The sequence below is a fragment of the Streptomyces sp. NPDC001373 genome, assembly GCF_042895815.1.
Classification (GTDB): domain Bacteria; phylum Actinomycetota; class Actinomycetes; order Streptomycetales; family Streptomycetaceae; genus Streptomyces.
The window spans coordinates 473580-489641 of the sequence record NZ_JBIAWQ010000003.1; the positions used below are offsets into that span (position 1 = coordinate 473580).

The 16062-nt window shown below is 73.8% G+C and carries 19 protein-coding genes; 12 read left to right on the forward strand and 7 right to left on the reverse strand.

The window, feature by feature from the left end:
• Positions 1-20 precede the first annotated feature (20 nt).
• Both ACFY15_RS10455 and ACFY15_RS10460 read left to right on the forward strand, forming a co-directional pair.
• A complete protein-coding gene (locus ACFY15_RS10455; RefSeq protein WP_390825342.1) occupies positions 21-869 on the forward strand; it encodes an alpha/beta fold hydrolase in 849 nt (282 codons plus the stop codon).
• A gap of 9 nt (positions 870-878) precedes the next feature.
• Positions 879-1421: a GNAT family N-acetyltransferase gene (locus ACFY15_RS10460; RefSeq protein WP_390825343.1), complete on the forward strand. Its 543-nt coding sequence runs from the start codon at positions 879-881 to the stop codon at positions 1419-1421.
• Positions 1422-1445: 24 nt separating this feature from the next.
• Here the strand turns inward: ACFY15_RS10460 and katG are convergent, their stop codons facing one another.
• Together katG and ACFY15_RS10470 are read right to left on the reverse strand one after the other, a co-directional pair.
• Positions 1446-3635, reverse strand: a complete 2190-nt coding sequence (gene katG, locus ACFY15_RS10465) for a catalase/peroxidase HPI (RefSeq protein WP_390691194.1) — start codon at positions 3633-3635, stop codon at positions 1446-1448.
• Between the two features lie 270 nt (positions 3636-3905).
• Positions 3906-4724, reverse strand: coding sequence for a DUF1206 domain-containing protein (locus ACFY15_RS10470; RefSeq protein WP_390691193.1), 819 nt, complete (start codon positions 4722-4724; stop codon positions 3906-3908).
• A gap of 179 nt (positions 4725-4903) precedes the next feature.
• On the opposite strand from ACFY15_RS10470, the gene ACFY15_RS10475 reads away from it, so the two are divergent.
• From ACFY15_RS10475 to ACFY15_RS10490, 4 genes are all read left to right on the forward strand, one after another.
• Complete coding sequence (locus ACFY15_RS10475) at positions 4904-5116, forward strand: hypothetical protein (protein ID WP_390691192.1); 213 nt, start codon at positions 4904-4906, stop codon at positions 5114-5116.
• 161 nt (positions 5117-5277) lie between these two features.
• Positions 5278-5964, forward strand: a complete 687-nt coding sequence (locus tag ACFY15_RS10480) for a HemK2/MTQ2 family protein methyltransferase (protein ID WP_390691191.1) — start codon at positions 5278-5280, stop codon at positions 5962-5964.
• Complete coding sequence (locus ACFY15_RS10485; protein WP_390691190.1) at positions 5948-6250, forward strand: CDGSH iron-sulfur domain-containing protein; 303 nt, start codon at positions 5948-5950, stop codon at positions 6248-6250. The genes ACFY15_RS10480 and ACFY15_RS10485 overlap by 17 nt, the downstream gene beginning before the upstream one ends.
• Positions 6247-7326, forward strand: a complete 1080-nt coding sequence (locus ACFY15_RS10490) for an iron-containing redox enzyme family protein (protein ID WP_390691189.1) — start codon at positions 6247-6249, stop codon at positions 7324-7326. The genes ACFY15_RS10485 and ACFY15_RS10490 overlap by 4 nt, the downstream gene beginning before the upstream one ends.
• Here the strand turns inward: ACFY15_RS10490 and ACFY15_RS10495 are convergent.
• Positions 7319-7972 (reverse strand): DUF4232 domain-containing protein, encoded by a 654-nt coding sequence (locus ACFY15_RS10495; protein ID WP_390691188.1) that lies wholly within the window; start codon positions 7970-7972, stop codon positions 7319-7321. The genes ACFY15_RS10490 and ACFY15_RS10495 overlap by 8 nt on opposite strands.
• A gap of 295 nt (positions 7973-8267) precedes the next feature.
• Here ACFY15_RS10495 and ACFY15_RS10500 point away from each other — a divergent pair, with 295 nt between their 5' ends.
• The 6 genes from ACFY15_RS10500 (at position 8268) to ACFY15_RS10525 (ending at position 11508) form a co-directional block, all read left to right on the forward strand.
• Positions 8268-8798 carry a DoxX family protein gene (locus tag ACFY15_RS10500; protein ID WP_390691187.1) on the forward strand — a complete coding sequence of 177 codons (531 nt, stop codon included), beginning with the start codon at positions 8268-8270 and terminating at the stop codon, positions 8796-8798.
• Between the two features lie 124 nt (positions 8799-8922).
• A complete protein-coding gene (locus tag ACFY15_RS10505) occupies positions 8923-9291 on the forward strand; it encodes a hypothetical protein (RefSeq protein ID WP_390691186.1) in 369 nt (122 codons plus the stop codon).
• A 201-nt stretch (positions 9292-9492) separates the two neighbouring features.
• On the forward strand, positions 9493-10155 hold the full coding sequence (locus tag ACFY15_RS10510) for a lysophospholipid acyltransferase family protein (RefSeq protein WP_390691185.1): 663 nt from the start codon (positions 9493-9495) through the stop codon (positions 10153-10155).
• Positions 10156-10280: 125 nt separating this feature from the next.
• Positions 10281-10655, forward strand: coding sequence for a hypothetical protein (locus tag ACFY15_RS10515; protein WP_390691184.1), 375 nt, complete (start codon positions 10281-10283; stop codon positions 10653-10655).
• Between the two features lie 174 nt (positions 10656-10829).
• Positions 10830-11177, forward strand: a complete 348-nt coding sequence (locus ACFY15_RS10520) for an ArsR/SmtB family transcription factor (protein WP_390691183.1) — start codon at positions 10830-10832, stop codon at positions 11175-11177.
• 145 nt (positions 11178-11322) lie between these two features.
• Positions 11323-11508, forward strand: coding sequence for a hypothetical protein (locus ACFY15_RS10525; RefSeq protein ID WP_390691182.1), 186 nt, complete (start codon positions 11323-11325; stop codon positions 11506-11508).
• Positions 11509-11596: 88 nt separating this feature from the next.
• Here the strand turns inward: ACFY15_RS10525 and ACFY15_RS10530 are convergent, their stop codons facing one another.
• The 4 genes from ACFY15_RS10530 to ACFY15_RS10545 all read right to left on the reverse strand — a co-directional run bounded on the left by ACFY15_RS10530 (position 11597) and on the right by ACFY15_RS10545 (position 15769).
• Positions 11597-13933 (reverse strand): collagenase, encoded by a 2337-nt coding sequence (locus tag ACFY15_RS10530; RefSeq protein WP_390691181.1) that lies wholly within the window; start codon positions 13931-13933, stop codon positions 11597-11599.
• Between the two features lie 178 nt (positions 13934-14111).
• Positions 14112-14924 carry a peptidoglycan recognition family protein gene (locus ACFY15_RS10535; RefSeq protein ID WP_390691180.1) on the reverse strand — a complete coding sequence of 271 codons (813 nt, stop codon included), beginning with the start codon at positions 14922-14924 and terminating at the stop codon, positions 14112-14114.
• 231 nt (positions 14925-15155) lie between these two features.
• Complete coding sequence (locus ACFY15_RS10540) at positions 15156-15365, reverse strand: hypothetical protein (RefSeq protein ID WP_390691179.1); 210 nt, start codon at positions 15363-15365, stop codon at positions 15156-15158.
• Positions 15362-15769 carry a hypothetical protein gene (locus ACFY15_RS10545; RefSeq protein ID WP_390691178.1) on the reverse strand — a complete coding sequence of 136 codons (408 nt, stop codon included), beginning with the start codon at positions 15767-15769 and terminating at the stop codon, positions 15362-15364. Before ACFY15_RS10545 ends, ACFY15_RS10540 begins: the two co-directional genes overlap by 4 nt.
• Positions 15770-16062: the final 293 nt, after the last annotated feature.

Sequence of the window (16062 nt, forward strand, 5' to 3'; positions counted from 1 at the left end):
CCCATGGCAGGATTGCCTGTGTGCCGGCAACCATCCCGTGTGAGCCCGTCCGCGCCTCCGTGTCGCTCTCGGGGCGACGCCTCTCCTACCTGGACTTCGGCGGCCCCGGCCCGGTCCTCTTCGCCCTGCACGGGCATTTCGGCGAGGCCCGGACGTTCGCGCGGCTGGCCCGGCGGCTGGCGCCGGACTGGCGGGTCGTGGCCCTCGACCAGCGCGGACACGGGTACTCCGACCAGCCGTCGGACTTCTCCCGCAAGGGCTACGTCGAGGACGCGGCGGCCGTACTGCGCCACCTGGGCCTCGGCCCGGTGGTCGTGCTCGGCCACTCCATGGGCGGCGTCAACGCCTACCAGCTCGCCTTCCGCCACCCCCGGCTGATCCATGCCATGGTCATCGAGGACATCGGCGCGGACGTGGACGGGGACGTCTCGTTCTGCCTCGGATGGCCGCACCGGGCCCCCACCCGCGCCGCCCTGCTGGAGGCCCTCGGGGCGTCGGCCGCCCACCTGACGGACGCGGTCCGCGAGTACGGGGACGGATGGGGCCTCGCCTTCCGCCCCGACGCCATGGCGGCGTCCCAGCGCGAACTCAACGGCAGCCACTGGCTGGCCTGGCTCGGCAGCCGCTGCCCGGCCCTGCTGGTCCGCGGCAGCCGCAGCAGCGTCCTGCGGGCCGAGCACGCCCGGGCCATGGCGGCCCGGCGGCCGGGCACACGGCTGGTCGAGCTCCCCGCCGGCCACACCGTCCACGAGACCGACCCCGAGGGGTTCGCCGCGGCCGTCCGGACCTTCCTCCGCGGCCTCGTACCGCCGCCCCGGCCCGCGCGGCAGCCGGATATCGCGTTGCCGCCATCCGCCCCGGGCGGATAGGAAGGCCGCATGCTGAGAGGGCGCACCGTCGGGCTCAGGGCCCGGCACGAGGACGACGTACCGGTCCTGCGGACCGAGCTCTACGACGACGTGGTCTACTCCTCGCGGGCCGAGTCCGGACCGTGGTGGCCGGTCGGACCCGGGTCGCAGGACCCGCGGCTCACCGTGGACGACAAGGAGCAGCGGAGCGTCCGGTTCTCCGTGGTGGAGCTGGACGGCGGCATGCTCGCCGGCACCGCGACGCTCCGGGGCATCGACACCCACAACCGGGTCGCGCACATCGGACTGGGGCTGCGCCCGGGATTCCGCGGCAAGGGTTACGGCACCGACGTGGTCGCCGTGCTGTGCCACTACGCCTTCGTGGTCCGCGGCCTGCGGCGGCTCCAGATCGAGACGCTGGCGGACAACGCCCCGATGCTGCGCTCCGCCGAGCGCAACGGCTTCGTCCGTGAGGGCGTGCTGCGCTCCTCGGCCTGGGTGCTGGGCGAGGTCCTGGACGAGGTGCTGCTCGGGCTCCTCGCCCAGGACTGGGAGCCGGCCCGGGGGCGCTGAGGCCACGGGCCGGCTCCGGGCGGCTCAGCGGAGGTCGAACCGGTCGAGGTTCATGACCTTGTCCCACGCGGCGACGAAGTCCCGCACGAACTTCCCGCGCGCGTCCTCGCAGGCGTAGACCTCCGACAGCGCCCGCAGCTGGGAGTGGGAGCCGAAGACCAGGTCGACGGCGGTGGCCGTCCACCTGACCTCGCCCGTGGCCCGGTCCCGGCCCTCGAACTCGCCCTCGACCGCGGCCGACGCCTTCCACTCCGTCCCCATGTCGAGCAGGTTCACGAAGAAGTCCGGGGTCAGCGTCCCCGGCCGGTCGGTGAGCACGCCGTGCCGGGACCGCCCGAAGTTGGCGTCCAGGGCGCGCATGCCGCCCAGGAGGACCGTCATCTCCGGCGCCGTCAGCGTCAGCAGGCTGGCCCGGTCCAGGAGCAGGGTCTCCGCCGACGGCTTCTCGCCTGCCCGGAGGTAGTTGCGGAAGCCGTCCGCGCTCGGTTCCAGCACCGCGAACGACTCCGCGTCGGTCTGCTCCTGCGAGGCGTCCGTGCGCCCGGGGGCGAACGGGACCGTCACCTCGTGGCCGGCGTCCGCCGCGGCCCGTTCGACGGCGGCGCACCCGCCCAGGACGATCAGGTCGGCGAGCGAGACCCTCGTACCGTCGGACCGCGATCCGTTGAACTCCTGCCGGACGCGCTCCAGGGTCTCCAGCACCTCGGACAGTTCGGGGGTGTCGTTCACCTCCCAGCCGCGCTGCGGCGCGAGCCGGATCCGGGCGCCGTTGGCCCCGCCGCGCTTGTCGGTACCGCGGAAGCTCGCCGCCGACGCCCACGCCGTGGCGACCAGCTGGGGGACGGACAGGCCCGAAGCGAGGATGGTGCTCTTGAGCGCGGCCACGTCCTTCTCCGTCACCAGGTCGTGGTCGACGGCGGGGACCGGGTCCTGCCACAGCTGGGGCTCGGGGATCCACGGGCCGAGATAGCGGGTGACGGGCCCCATGTCGCGGTGCAGGAGCTTGTACCAGGCCCTGGCGAAGGCGTCGGCCAGCTCGCCGGGGTTGTCCCGGAAGCGGCGTGCGATCGGCTCGTACACCGGATCCAGCCTCAGCGCGAGGTCGGTCGTCAGCATCATGGGGGCGTGGCGCTTCGACGGATCGTGGGCGTCGGGCACGGTGCCCTGGGCGGAGGGGTCCTTCGGCGTCCACTGCTGCGCGCCGGCCGGGCTCGTCGTCAGCTCCCACTCGTAGCGGAACAGGTTGTCCAGGTAGCCGTTGTCCCACCGCGTCGGCTCGGTGGTCCACGCGCCTTCGAGCCCGCTGGTGACGGTGTGCGGACCGCTGCCGGTGTCGTACGCGTTCCGCCAGCCGAGGCCCTGCTGTTCCAGGGGCGCGGCCTCCGGCTCCGGACCGATGTACTCGGGGTCGACGGCTCCGTGGCACTTGCCGAACGTGTGACCGCCGACGATCAGCGCGACCGTCTCCACGTCGTCCATCGCCATGCGCCTGAACGTCTCGCGGATGTCCCGGGCGGCGGCCACCGGGTCCGGATTTCCGTTGGGTCCTTCCGGATTGACGTAGATCAGGCCCATCTGGACGGCGCCGAAAGGACCGGTGAGTTCCCGGTCGCCGCGGTAGCGCTCGTCTCCCAGCCAGGTGTTCTCCGGTCCCCAGAAAATCTCCCCGGGCTCCCAGACGTCCTCCCGTCCGAATCCGAATCCGAACGTCTTGAATCCCATGGATTCCAGCGCGCAGTTACCGGCGAAAACGAGCAGGTCCGCCCAGGAGAGCTTCCGGCCGTACTTCTGCTTGACCGGCCAGAGCAGCCGCCGCGCCTTGTCGAGGCTCGCGTTGTCCGGCCAGCTGTTCAAAGGCGCGAACCGCTGCATGCCCGCGCCGGCGCCACCGCGCCCGTCGGCGATCCGGTAGGTGCCCGCGGCATGCCAGCTCATCCGGATGAAAAGCGGCCCGTAGTGGCCGTAGTCGGCGGGCCACCACTCCTGCGACGTGGTCATCACCTCGAACACGTCCCGCTTCAGCGCCTCGACGTCGAGGGCCGCGAACTCCCGCGCGTAGTCGAAGTCCTCGCCCATCGGATCGGCCAGGGGCGAATTCTGGTGGAGAACCTGAAGGTCCAGCTGGTTGGGCCACCAGTCCCGGTTCGTCCTGGGAGGAGCCGCCGCCGGGGCCGGGGAGGGGATTACCGGGTTCTCGCTTTCGCTACCGGACACGTCCGTCCTTCTTCCTGTCTCGTCTTTCCGTCTACTGGCTGCTGCCCGCCCGCGACGTCGGCCGCTCGCCCTCACGCCCGGCGCCGGTGTCCGAGCCGTCTCGGCGTCCGTAATGGTCGCGCACCGGAGGCCCCAGAGCCACGAGAACACGCATGGCGACGCCGTGTACGACGGTCCGATTTTCCAAGGCGGCTCACGGGGACATTCCCTTCCGGCGTAGCCGGACGAGCATTCCGCTCACCATTTTTCCGGGAAAGGGGGAGCCCTCCCCTACACGCGGCGCCATACGGCCGCGGCCCAGGAGAACGCGCCGAACAGCAGCAGCCCCGTGGCGACGACGACCAGCAGCCACGGGCCGGCGGGGGTCTGCGCGAACGAGCGGAGGGTGTCGTCGACGCCCTTGGCCTTCTGCGGGTCGTAGGAGACGGCGGCGTGGACGAGCCACGCTCCCGCCGCGGTGAACACGGCGCCGCGTGCGACGCCGCCCACCACGCCCAGCACGTCCACGCTCCGGCGCGCTGCCCGGGGAAGGCGGCCGGTGTCCATCTCCTCGCGGAAGGAGAGCCGGGCCGCGTTCACCGCGATGACCACCCCGCCGACGGCGAGAGCGAGGCCCGCCGCCCCCACGAGCCACTGGCCGGCCGTGACGGCCAGCACCGCCGCCGTCACGTCCCGTGACTGTTCGTCGCCTGAGCGCCCGCCGCCCCGGCCCGCGGCGAAGGACAGGGCGGAGAAGGCCGCCACCCCGTAGAAGCCGGCCCGGGCGGCGGACGTGGCGCGTCGGGTCGGCTTGCACCCCTCGGGTCCGGCGGCCCCGAGGACGGCCTCCGAGAGCCGCCACGCCGCCATCGCCACCAGGCCCGCCCCGACCGCCCACACCAGCAGCCGCCCGAACGGGTGATCGGCGATCTCGGCGAGCGCCCCCGTTCGGTCGGCCGCCTTCCCGCCGCGCCCGAACGCGATCCGCAGGGCCAGCAGGCCCACCAGCGCGTACAGCACCCCGCGCGTGGCCAGCCCGAACCGGGCGGCCGCGCCCATCGCCGCGCGCGTCTCCCGTACCCGTGTCCCGCCGACGGACGGTGCTGCCATGATCCGCCTCCCGTGATGGTGTCCGAGGCGCCCCTGCCCGCTGCGGCGCCCGCCATGCACCGGGCCGGGCCGCACGGCTGCGGCGCGTGCCCGGCCGGTCACGGGCGGCCGTTTCGGCCCCGGGAGCCCGGGTAACCGCGCCGTCACCGAGCACGGTCACCGACGAGGAGGCGGCATCCATGGCAGGCATAGGCGGTTGCATCACCCTGATCGTGGTGGGGGCGATCCTCACCTTCGCGAGCGACTGGCACATGGACGGCATCAATCTCGACGTGGCGGGCCTGATCATGATGGCGGCCGGGCTCCTCGGACTCGCCGTCTACAGCAGCGTCCTGCGCCGCCGCCGCACCGCCGCCCTCCCGGTGGTCGACGAGACCCGCGACCGGACCTGAGCGGGGCGGCGGGCCGACGGCCACCGGACGGTTGGCGCCGATGTGCAAAGCGACCGATCATGGGTAGGCGCGGCCCGTGACCACCCCACGTCCCCCCGGCGTCCCCGGCGCCGCAGACCCCGCGCCGCGGCCGGCGGGCGGCGGCCGATCAGGAGGTCCCCGTGCCCAGCACCGCACTGACGTACCGCGACCCCGCGCCGCGCCTGATCGCGCTGCCCGGCGTCTACCGCCCCCAGGCCGACACCCTGTTGCTCGCCGACGCCCTCGCCCGCGAGCCCCTGCACCCCGGTGCGCAGGTCGTCGAGATCGGGACGGGCACCGGAGCGCTCGCCCTCCGCGCGGCGGCCAGGGGGGCCGAGGTCACCGCCGTCGACGTGGCGTGGCCCGCGGTCCTCGCCGCCCGGCTCAACGGGTGGCGCCGGCGCCTGCGGTTGTGCGTCCTGCACGGCGACTTCGCGGCCCGGACCCGGGGACGGCGCTTCGACCTCGTGCTGGCCAACCCGCCCTACGTCCCCGGTCCCGAGGCACGGCTGCCCGCCGGCGGAGCCCGGCGGGCCTGGGAGGGCGGCCGGGACGGCCGTGCCGTGATCGACCGGATCTGTGCGGCCGCCCCGGCCCTGCTGCGCCCCGGAGGCGTCCTCCTGATGGTCCATTCGGGGATGTGCGGGGCGCCGGAGACCCTCGCCCTCCTGGCCCGTCAGGGGATGTCCGCCCACGTCGCGGAACGCACCCGCGTCCCGTGGGGACCGGTCCTGCGCTCCCGTGGCGCGTGGCTGCGCGCGAGGGGCCTGGCGGGGGAAGACGACGAGCTGGAGGAGCTGGTGGTGGTCCGTGCCCGGTACCCCTGAACCCGACCGCACCCCGACGACGGCCGGGCGGGCTGCCCGCCCCCGGCGGGTGACCGTGGAGCGCGGCGGCCCGGTCCTGGTCGAGGGGCCGGTCGAGATCGTCCTGGACGACGGGACCACCGCCCGGTCGGACCGGTTCATGGTCGCGGTGTGCACCTGCCGCCGCAGCCGCACCCACCCCTGGTGCGACACCAGCCACCGCGCCCGCGAGCGCGCCGCCCGGCCGTCCGGGGAACCCGGGGAACCCGGGGAACCCGCGGGGCCCGAGGACAGGAACGAGCGATGACCGCACCCGCCCACCCGCGCGCCCGCCCCCACGCTCCGGCGGGAGCCGCGTCCGCCCCCGAGCTCGTCGAGGGCCGCGGGCCGTTGTCCCGCGCCGTCGTCGCCGCCCTGCGCGGTGGCCGGCCGCCGGACGTGGACGCCCAGGCCGTCGCCGGGGCCGATCCGTGGGGCGAGGACCTGCACCTCGCCCTCTACCTGCTCTACGAACTGCACTACCGCGGCTTCGCCGGCGTGGACGACGCCCTCGAATGGGATCCGCACCTGCTGATGCTGCGCGGGACCCTGGAGGACCACTTCCTGCGCGCCCTGCGCACGGCGACGGAAGACGCCCCGGACACGGTGACGGAGGCCTTCGCCCCTCTGCTCGTCGAACCGGTGGACCCGGCCGGGAGCCTCAGCCACCACCTGGAGACCCAAGGCGAGCTCTGGCAGCTGCGCGAGTACGCGGCCCTGCGCTCCCTGTACCACCTGAAGGAGGCCGACCCGCACGCCTGGGTGATCCCCCGGCTGCGCGGCCGGGCCAAGGCCGCCATGGTCGCCATCGAGTACGACGAGTTCGGCGCCGGCCACCCCGACCGCATCCACGCCCGTCTCTTTGCCGACCTCATGGAGGACCTCGGCCTGGAGACCGCCTACGGCCACTACCTGGACCGGGCGCCCGCGCCGCTGCTCGCCACCGTGAACCTGATGTCCCTGCTGGGCCTGCACCGTTCCCTGCGGGGAGCCCTGGTCGGGCACTTCGCGTGCGTGGAGGTCACCTCGTCGCCCGGCTCCCGGCGCCTCGCCCGGGCCATGCGCCGGTGCGGCGCGGGGGAGGCGGCCGAGCGCTTCTACGCCGAGCACGTGGAGGCCGACGCCGTCCACGAGCAGGTCGTGCGCCACGAGGTCATCGGCGGGCTGCTCGCCGACGAGCCGGACCTGGAGCCCGACGTCGCCTTCGGCTGCGCGGCGACCCTCCTGCTGGAGGAGCGCCTTGCCGCGCACATCCGCTCGTCCTGGGCACGACACCGCTCGGCCCTGCGGGCGCAGGCCGCCCCGGCGCCCGGCACGGCGGACCGCGCGGGGCCGGTCACCTGACGGGGACGGCGTCCTTCGGGGAGGTGTGCCAGTTGGTGACGACCGGGTGGTCGACCGTGATGGTGCCGACCGGCAGCGAGACCGGGTCGGGGTCGGTGTTGCCGACGGCGACGATGATGCTGTCCAGCTCCTTGCCGCCGTTCGCCTTGGTGGTCTTCGGGTTCACCCCGGCGTAGGCGGCGGTGCTCCCGCTCAGCTGGATCTGCTGGGCCGCGGCGTGCTCGGCGGGACCGGCCTCGGTGCCGTCGGAGCCGAACGCCACGGTGGGCAGCGCGGCGGGCAGGTAGCAGGTGATCCCGGGCTTCGCCTTCGCGGTGATCAGGATGTATCCGCCGGCCTGGCTCTCGGACTTGGTGCTCCAGGCGATGTCGTTGGCGCCGCAGGTCTGCCCGACGGGCTTGCGCACCCCGTTGCCGGTGTCGGCGCCGGAGCCGCCCGCGGTGCCCTTGCCACCCTGCTCGGCGCCGGCCGTGGGCGCGCCGGACGGGGCGCCGGCCCGGCCGGACGGCGCGGCGGCGGAGGGGGACGGCGCGGAGCCGGCGTCCGTGGCCGCCGCGTCGGAGTCCTGGCACCCCGTCAGCAGCATGGCGCCGCCGAGGAGGGCTGCGGAGACGAGGAAGGCCTTGCGGCGGTTGCCGGACGACATGGACGAGCCCCTTGGTGGTCTGTGGTCTGTGGTCTGTGGCCGAGGCCGAATCCGTTTCGGTTCCTCGGCGCCTACCCCACCACTGTGCGGGAGTTGGGCGCCGAAGGGCGCGCGGCGTCGTCGTTCCAGTACAACGCTGTCACGCATCGGTGACATGATCACGAAGAGTCGGCCGCCGCCCCGTTCCGCCACCGGGGGCTCGCCCGTTCGGCGGACGTACGCCGGGGCGCGGGGCGGCGCCGCCCGGACGGGATACGGATGTTCCCGGTACCGCCCCTCGTCCCCGGGAGACTCGATGACCTGCATCAACCGACGTGACCTCGCGTTGCTGGCCCTCCGCGCCGGAACCGGGGCCGTGCTCATGGCCCATGGCACGCAGAAGCTGTTCGGCTGGTTCGGCGGCGGCGGCGGCCTGGACAGGACGGCGGCCGCGATGGAGCACATGGGCTTCACCCCGGGCCGGCGCAGCGCCCTGGCCGCGGGACTCGGTGAGACGGGCGGCGGGGCCCTGCTGGTCCTGGGCCTGGCCACCCCGGCGGCCGGCGCCGCGGCGGCGGGTGCCATGGCGGGTGCGGTGTCCGTCCACGCCCCGGCCGGGTTCTTCGCCCAGGAGGGCGGATTCGAGTACCCGGCGTTCCTCGGCTTCACCGCCGCGGCCATCGGCCTCGCGGGCGCGGGCCGCTACTCCCTGGACCACGCCACCGGCCACACCTTCGACCAGCGGTGGATGCTCCTGCTGGCGTTCACCGCGAGCGCCGCCGGGGCGGCCGCGGTCGTCGCCAGAAGGGTCCGGGCCCTTCAGGACGCCGGCGGGGAGCCGGCCTGAGCCGGGGGTTCCGCCGGACTGGCGTGATCCTTGAGGCCGGAAACCGGCTGTCACGGTGGGCGGAGAGGCCGTAGGAATGTGCTGCCGTTTCCCGTTGGCCCATTTCGCCGCCAAGGAGCCCCTCATGACCCGTTTGCGTACCACCGCCATGGCCGTCGCCGGTGCCGCCGCGATGTTCGCCCTCACCGCCGCCCCCGCCCAGGCGGCCCCCGGCGATGTGACCACCACCTGCGCGAGCACCGCCACGCCGGCGGGCTACGTCGACGTCAGCTGGGGCTACAGCAACACCTGTGGCGGCCAGGACTTCGCCCCGAACATCAAGCAGATCAAGCAGCTCACCGGCCTGCCCATAGGCACCGTCGTCCAGGCCTGCGGCTCCGCCTACTACCCCACCGGCTGGGTCCAGACCAGCTCGTACTACTCGAGCTCCTGCGTCGCCTTCCCGAACTCCGGCTTCAACAACAACGCCTGGACCCTCAAGCGCGTCTCCTGACCCGGTCCGCGACCGAGGCCCCCGCCCGTCCCGCGATCCGCACCGCGCGGGACAGGCGGTCCCGGCCCGGCCCGGCACGTGCGAGTACCTCTGGGTAGCGCCACCCGGGAAATGTGAGTACGAGGACTCAGGCGGCTCGGGACGGCGTCGGCGAGGCTGGGGGAGCCGCCGCAGCCGCCGTCACGAACGGGGAAGAACGCCATGCTCAGCCGCCTCGCCCACCTCCTGGTCCCCGTCCTGGGGCGGGTCCGCGTCACCACCGCGCCCGACGTCCGGGTCCCGCCCGGCAGCGTCATCGTCGCCAACCACACCTCCCTCGCCGATCCCGCCGTGGTCCTCGCCGCCCTGCGCCGCTGTGGTGTCGAACCCGTCGTCATGGCCGCCGCCGGCCTGTGGCGCACCCCGGTCCTCGGACGCCTGCTCGTCCGCGAGGGCCACATCCCCGTCCGCCGGGGGCACCGGCGGGCCGCCGAAGCCCTCGACCACGCCGCGTCGGCACTGGCGGCGGGCCGCTCGGTGCTCCTGTACGCCGAAGGCGGCATCCCCTCCCGCCGCGACGCCGCCGAAGCCGCGCCCCTGGCCTTCCGTAGCGGGCTCGCCCGGCTCGTCGCCCGCACCGGCGCGCCCGTTGTCCCCGTGGGCCAGGCCGGGGCGCGGCGGGTCACCTCCGGGGGTGCCGCCAAACAGCTGGCCGGCCTGGTCACCGCCCCGCTGAGGCGGCCGCGGCTGCACGTCCACGTCGGACACCCGCTGGAACTGACCGGCGACGCCGACGCCCGCACCCGCCAGGCGCACGCTGCCGTCACCGACGCCTGGCGCACCGCGGCCGCGCACCTGCGCGAGCCGGCCGCCTACGCAGCGTGACAGGGGCGGGATCGCGCCAATTCCGGAGATCGCGCCGTACGCGGCGGCGCGATCGGTAGCGTCCGGTTACGGAAGAACGCAAGACCCGTGCCGCGCCCGGCACATGACACCGACGGAGGACAGCCATGGCGAATGTGGAAGTCTCGCTGAAGGAAGCGATGACCTCGATCGAGGGGGCCCTGGGAGTGGCGCTGGTGGACTACGCCAGCGGGATGGCCCTGGGCACGCTCGGCGGCGGCAAGGACCTGGACCTGATGGTGGCGGCCGCCGGCAACACCGACGTCATCCGTGCCAAGCTGCGCACGATGGAGATGCTCGGAATCCAGGACGAGATCGAGGACCTGCTGATCACCCTCGGCGGTCAGTACCACCTGATCCGGATCCGGCGCGGCCGCACCGGCGGCGGGCTCTTCCTCTACCTGGTCCTGGACCGGGGCAGGTCGAACCTGGCGATGGCCCGGCACCAGCTCAGCCGCATCGAAGCCGATCTGGAGGTCTAGCAGCGGCGTCCGTCGGGCCCACGCATGCCCACGAGTTGAAGAAGTCTTCAACTCGGAACATGTGAAACCGGTCAACATCGGTTCCGCGTGGGCCGGCTGGACGCCACGATGGGTGAGGTGGTGGTCCCCGTCCGAGCCGGAGCCGGTTCGAGGAAGAACAGGAGTGTCGTGCGCATGCAGGTCCCGCTGTACCAGGCCAAGGCCGAGTTCTTCCGGATGCTCGGCCACCCGGTCCGCATCCGGGTACTGGAACTCCTCCAGGACGGCCCGATGCCCGTACGGGACCTGCTGGCCGAGATCGACGTGGAAGCCTCCAACCTCTCGCAGCAGCTCGGCGTCCTGCGCCGCTCGGGCATCGTCGTCTCCACCCGTGAGGGATCGACGGTCACCTACGCCCTCGCCGGCGGCGACGTCGCCGAACTCCTGCGCGCCGCGCGCCGGATCCTCACGGAGATGCTGGTCGGCCGCAACGCCCTGATCGCCGAGCTCAACGAGCCCGAACCCGACCCGGCCCGCGCGTAGGGCCGCCCGCCGGCACAGGGCGGGCGGCGGCCGCCGGAGAGCGCCGCCGCGGGGCCGGCCGGAGTGAGGGGGGGCGGGTGCGGGTGCGGGCCAGATGGAGCTGCCCCGGCTGCGGATCGGCCGCGGAGCTGGTGGCATCGGTGGGATGAAGGATCCCTTCGCCTGCGAGGAGCCGTCCCTGCTCGCCCGCACGGGTACCGCGGACCGGGGCGCGGCCCGCCGGGCCGTCGCCGCCCGTGCCGCCGACAGCGAGGACCTGAGGATGCTGCTCGACATACTCGGTCTGTGCCCGGCCGACGATCCGCCGCCCGAGCGCGCCCGGCCCCGCTGACGGGGCCTACCCGCCGGGCCCTCCCCCGGGGCGGGGGGAGGGCCCGGCGGAGGTGACGACGGCTACCGGTCGGCCCCGGTGTGCGGGGTCACTCGGTGTGCGTGGAGACGCTGACCCCGCTGAAGTCCTGTGCGGCGGCGAGGCTGAAGTAGACCCAGCCGGACGGCGGGTTGTCGACCGTCAGCGTCTCGCCGTTGCCGGCGTTGGCGGACTTCGCCCGGTAGCTGGCGGTGGTGGCCCAGCTGCCGCCGCCGTAGTACAGGTCGGCGTTGCCGGTGCCGCCGCTGCTGGTGATGGTCAGCCGCTTGACGCCGGCTGGCAGGTACACGAAGTGGTAGCTGTAGTTGCCGGCGGAGGCCGCGAGGCCGTCCCGGCGGCAGTTGCCGTCGAACTGGCGGGGATCGGCGAGGGTGCAGAGCGGGGTGGACGGGGCGTCCGGCAGCGGGCCGCAGCCGTCGGTCGCGCAGCTGGTCGTCAGCCAGGCGGCGAAGCCGGCGTCGTAGCCGGTGCCGATGGTCTGCTTCAGGAAGGCGCGGGCGCCGTTCCAGTCGCCGGCGCGGTACTTGGCGAGCACGGTCTCGACGTCGGATCGGTGCGCCTGGAGCATGTAGCGGACCGCGAGGAAGCCCCAGCGGTAGACCCGGTCGGAGTTGACCGAGGGGTCCCCGTCCTGGTTGTAGACGGTGTCGAACAGCTCACTGAGCCGGTAGGTGTTCTTGGCGGCCTCGGCGATGGCGTCGGCGTTGCGCTCACCCCGGTAGCCGTAGGAGATGTTCTCGGCGATGCCCTCGACCCACCAGATGGTCGGCGTGGCCAGGCTCGCGTCGAAGTCGCCCGCCATGTCGTAGCGGCCGTCGAGGTAGTGGGTGTACTCGTGGTTGAGGTTCCAGATCTGGAACTGCGGGCGCAGCCAGCTGGCCTCGTGGGCGATGAAGCGGGCCTGGTTGCCGGGGGTGGCCGGGTTGCCCTCCTCGTACATGCCGCCGTTGTCGACGTCGATGTCGTAGATGGCCCAGGCGTAGAGCGCGTACTGGGTGTAGTCGTCGAAGACGACGACCTCGAGGTCGGTGTTCAGGTCGCCGGGTATCGCGCCCTTGTCGCCGATGATCCGGTGGAAGTAGGCGTCCTGGTTGACCAGGCTGGTACAGGTGCCGGCCAGCTGGTCGGGGGACATGTCCTGGGCGCGGATCTTCAGGCCGGGGGTACAGGTGTGCTGGGTCGGCAGGACCGAGGGCAGCACGCGTGCGCCCAGGTCGCAGATGGCGTACGCCGCGCAGTTGTTCCGGTCGTACTGGCGCGTGTACCAGCCCAGGTTCATGGTGATCGGGGCCGTGGGGCCGACGTTCGGGTAGCGGTTGATCAGGTCGTTCAGCAGCGGCCGGAGCCGGTCCTTGAGCTCGGGTATGTCGAGCGCGTGGCCGAGGTGGCGGCCGACGTTGCTGATGACGTCCAGGCGGTTGATCTGGGCGCCGTTGCGCGTGATGAATCCGGCCCAGGTGTCGAGGATGGCGGGGTCGGCCTTGAGTGCGGCCCGCCAGCCGCGGCCGTCGTCCTTGGCCTTGAAGCCGTTGTCGACGACCCACTCGACGTGCTGCATGGCGAGGTCCATCTGGCCGGGCCAGGTGCCGTCGTAGCTGCCGAGCAGCCACTTGACGACACCGGCGTAGCGGCCGGCCGCGTGGGTGCTGTCGATCAGCGTGACGACCTCGTTGAGGATCTCGCCGTTGGCGTCGGTGACGTCCTTGCTGTGCGGGGAGGCGAAGAAGGCGTCCAGCGCGCCGAGCGCCGCGCCGTCCAGCGCCGTGCCGTAGTCGCCGACGACGTCGGCGTGGTTGTCCTGCACGTAGTAGCCGGCGCGCAGGAACAGCACCAGCTGTCCGATGGCGGCCCTGTTGTCGCCCGCGTAGCCGGCGGAGGCGTCGCGCAGGGCGTTGGCGACGGTCACCATCTGGGCTTCGCGGAAGGTCTTGCGGGCGTCCTCGCCGGTGAGGCCGAACAGCGGGTAGGTGCAGGTGATCCGGGGGAGGGCCTTCAGCCGCTGGACCAGCGCGCCGCCCGTGGCGTTGATCACGCCGGAGAGGTCGGAGCAGTCGCCGGCAGCGGCGGTGGCCGAGGGCTGCCGGCCGTCCTTCGCGGCCTTGGCCGGCTGGACGGCGGGGGCGGGAGCCGGACGGGACTCCTCGGTGCCGTCCTGCGGGGAGATCCGCAGGCGCGATCCGTTCTTCATCGCGTCGGGCGACCTGGGCACCGGGATCGACCGCGGCGCCGGGGCCGCGCCGACCCGTGCGGGGGTGCCGGCCGGGGACGCGGCGCCGGCGGAGGCGGCCTGGCTCGGTGGTGAGAACAGGCCGAGTGCGATGAAGACGGCTGCGCCGAGTACGGGAAGCCGGCGCGCGCCGGTCTTCGATATCCGGAAGGGATGCATCTGTGGGGGCCTCCGGGGCCGTGGTGCCGCGCAATCAGGACACGGCTGTTGACATGTGACATGTAAAATTGCACATGTCGCACTGCTCCGGAAGCTTTCTCGCCGGATTGGCTTGGTACCGCAACTGAAACGTTGTCAACTCCAGGCCCCATAGGGCCTGGAGGCCCACATCCGGGCGTCAGCGCGTCCGTAGCGCGTCGAGGAGACCCGCGGGAAGGTATTCCGTGAGGGCCGCCGGGTCCGCGGCCCAGTGGGGCGGCCGCCGCAGGGGCCGGCGCGGCAGCGACGCGGTCTGGTCGCCGCCGACCCGCCGGGCCACCTCCTGGCGCAGCTTCGGCAGCATCGCGTAGAGCATGTCGCCGGGGCAGGAGGTGCTGTTGAAGTCCCGGTGCCCGTAGATCTCGGAGGCGGGCACCCCGTACTGGCGGCAGACGTGGGCGCACAGGTCGGCGAGGGCGGAGAACTGCGCCGCGGGGGGCTCCTCCGTCATGTAGGTGCCCTCGTTCTCGATGCCGATGGCCATGCTGTTCTGCCCGACGCAGTGCGCGCCCCGCACCATCCGGTCCCCGGCGCCCAGCGCGGCCAGGCTGTCGTGGCGGCCCTCCAGGACGAAGGCTCCCCGGCTGACGGTGAAGTGCTGGCCGGTGTCGATCCAGCCCTGCATGTCCATGTGGTACGTCTGGATCGCCCGGGCCAGCGCGTGGGCCCGCTGCTGCGAGTAGTCGCTCACATTGGCCGTGGCCGTGTGGTGCACGATGATCCGCTCGGGGCGGGCGCCGAGGACCACGACCGGCTCGGACGCCTCGCGGGCGCCCCAGCCGTCGCAGTCGGTGATCCGGGGCACCGCGGCGCCGTCCCGACGCCCGGACCCCGCTGCGGCGGCGCCGGCCGCGGAGGCGGCGGCGGAGGGCAGGAGTCCGGCGGACCCGAGCGTCAGCGCGGCGAGGACCAGGCTGCGGCGGGCGAGCCGGGCGGACGGGTCGGAGGTCATGGAGCCGCCTGTTCCGGTGGGGGACGGGCCCTCCATGCAAGGGGACGGGACCGGCCGCGGCGCGCAGGCGCTCCGCGGGACGGCCCCCCGGACCCCTTTCGGAGGACGGCGGGCCCGCCGTACGGCGCGCGCGCCGGTCCGGGGGCGGGGGCTCCGGCCGGGCGGAAGGGCCCGGCAGCGCCGACGGCCCGCCCGGGAGTCTCCGGGCGGGCCGTCACGGCACAGGGCGGGTCAGTTGTTCTGTGAGGCGTCCACGTCCGCCTGCGAGGCCGCGCTCTCGGCGGCGTCCAGCTTCGCCTGCATGTCCGCGGCCTGGCCGTCGGCGCCCGCCGACTGCTCCGCCTTCGGGTGGGCGGCCGCGCCGCCCCCGCAGCCGGTCAGCAGCAGGACGGCCCCGGCGGCCAGGGCGGCGAGTGCGGCCGCGCCGCGGCCGGACCTCACTTGGAGCCCTGCGCGGTGCACCAGGTGGAGACGGCCTTCAGGTCCGCCTGCCGCTTCTGCAGGGTCGGCACCAGGCTCTTGCGGAACGTCAGACGGTCGTTGAGGTACGTCTGGACCTCGGTGTGACCGGCGTTCTTCGCCTCCGTGACGCGCTGCTCCAGGCGGGCGATCGAGCCCCCGACGGTGGCGTCGCCGTTCAGCCGGGTGAGGGCGGCGTTGATCCGGGCCTCGGTCTTCGGCAGGTGCTTGCAGATCGACTTCGCGCCGTCGCCCTTCGGCGCGGACTTCGCGGATGCGGCGGGGCTCGGCGAGGTGCTGTCGGCCTGGGCGGGCCCGGCGGACAGCAGCGCACCGGCCAGGGCGACGGCGCCGATCGCGGCGGCGGTCCTACGGTTCGCGAGCATGGTGGATTCCCCTTCGGTGCGACGGACCGGCGCGTGGGCGCGCCGGCCGGACAGGACGCTAGGGAGCGTTTTTGTGGATTCCTTGTGACCTCCGGACCAGCCGCACGCCACCCCTCCGGACCAGCCGCACGCCACCCCTCCGGACCAGCCGCACGCCACCCCTCCGGGCTGGCCGCGCGACGCCCGTCCGGGCCGGTGGCGCGACGCCCGTCCGGGCCGGTGGCGCGACGCCCGTCCGGGCCGGTGGCGCGACGCCCGTCCGGGCCGGTGGCGCGGGACCCCTCCGGACCGTC

What these genes read in the sequence shown, in the direction of transcription:
- ACFY15_RS10460 (WP_390825343.1), top strand. Translation starts at nt 879, where the DNA reads ATGCTGAGAGGGCGCACCGTCGGGCTCAGGGCCCGGCACGAGGACGAC.
- ACFY15_RS10470 (WP_390691193.1), bottom strand. Translation starts at nt 4,724, where the DNA reads ATGGCAGCACCGTCCGTCGGCGGGACACGGGTACGGGAGACGCGCGCG.
- ACFY15_RS10475 (WP_390691192.1), top strand. Translation starts at nt 4,904, where the DNA reads ATGGCAGGCATAGGCGGTTGCATCACCCTGATCGTGGTGGGGGCGATC.
- ACFY15_RS10490 (WP_390691189.1), top strand. Translation starts at nt 6,247, where the DNA reads ATGACCGCACCCGCCCACCCGCGCGCCCGCCCCCACGCTCCGGCGGGA.
- ACFY15_RS10495 (WP_390691188.1), bottom strand. Translation starts at nt 7,972, where the DNA reads ATGTCGTCCGGCAACCGCCGCAAGGCCTTCCTCGTCTCCGCAGCCCTC.
- ACFY15_RS10500 (WP_390691187.1), top strand. Translation starts at nt 8,268, where the DNA reads ATGACCTGCATCAACCGACGTGACCTCGCGTTGCTGGCCCTCCGCGCC.
- ACFY15_RS10505 (WP_390691186.1), top strand. Translation starts at nt 8,923, where the DNA reads ATGACCCGTTTGCGTACCACCGCCATGGCCGTCGCCGGTGCCGCCGCG.
- ACFY15_RS10510 (WP_390691185.1), top strand. Translation starts at nt 9,493, where the DNA reads ATGCTCAGCCGCCTCGCCCACCTCCTGGTCCCCGTCCTGGGGCGGGTC.
- ACFY15_RS10515 (WP_390691184.1), top strand. Translation starts at nt 10,281, where the DNA reads ATGGCGAATGTGGAAGTCTCGCTGAAGGAAGCGATGACCTCGATCGAG.
- ACFY15_RS10520 (WP_390691183.1), top strand. Translation starts at nt 10,830, where the DNA reads ATGCAGGTCCCGCTGTACCAGGCCAAGGCCGAGTTCTTCCGGATGCTC.
- ACFY15_RS10525 (WP_390691182.1), top strand. Translation starts at nt 11,323, where the DNA reads ATGAAGGATCCCTTCGCCTGCGAGGAGCCGTCCCTGCTCGCCCGCACG.
- ACFY15_RS10530 (WP_390691181.1), bottom strand. Translation starts at nt 13,933, where the DNA reads ATGCATCCCTTCCGGATATCGAAGACCGGCGCGCGCCGGCTTCCCGTA.
- ACFY15_RS10535 (WP_390691180.1), bottom strand. Translation starts at nt 14,924, where the DNA reads ATGACCTCCGACCCGTCCGCCCGGCTCGCCCGCCGCAGCCTGGTCCTC.
- ACFY15_RS10545 (WP_390691178.1), bottom strand. Translation starts at nt 15,769, where the DNA reads ATGCTCGCGAACCGTAGGACCGCCGCCGCGATCGGCGCCGTCGCCCTG.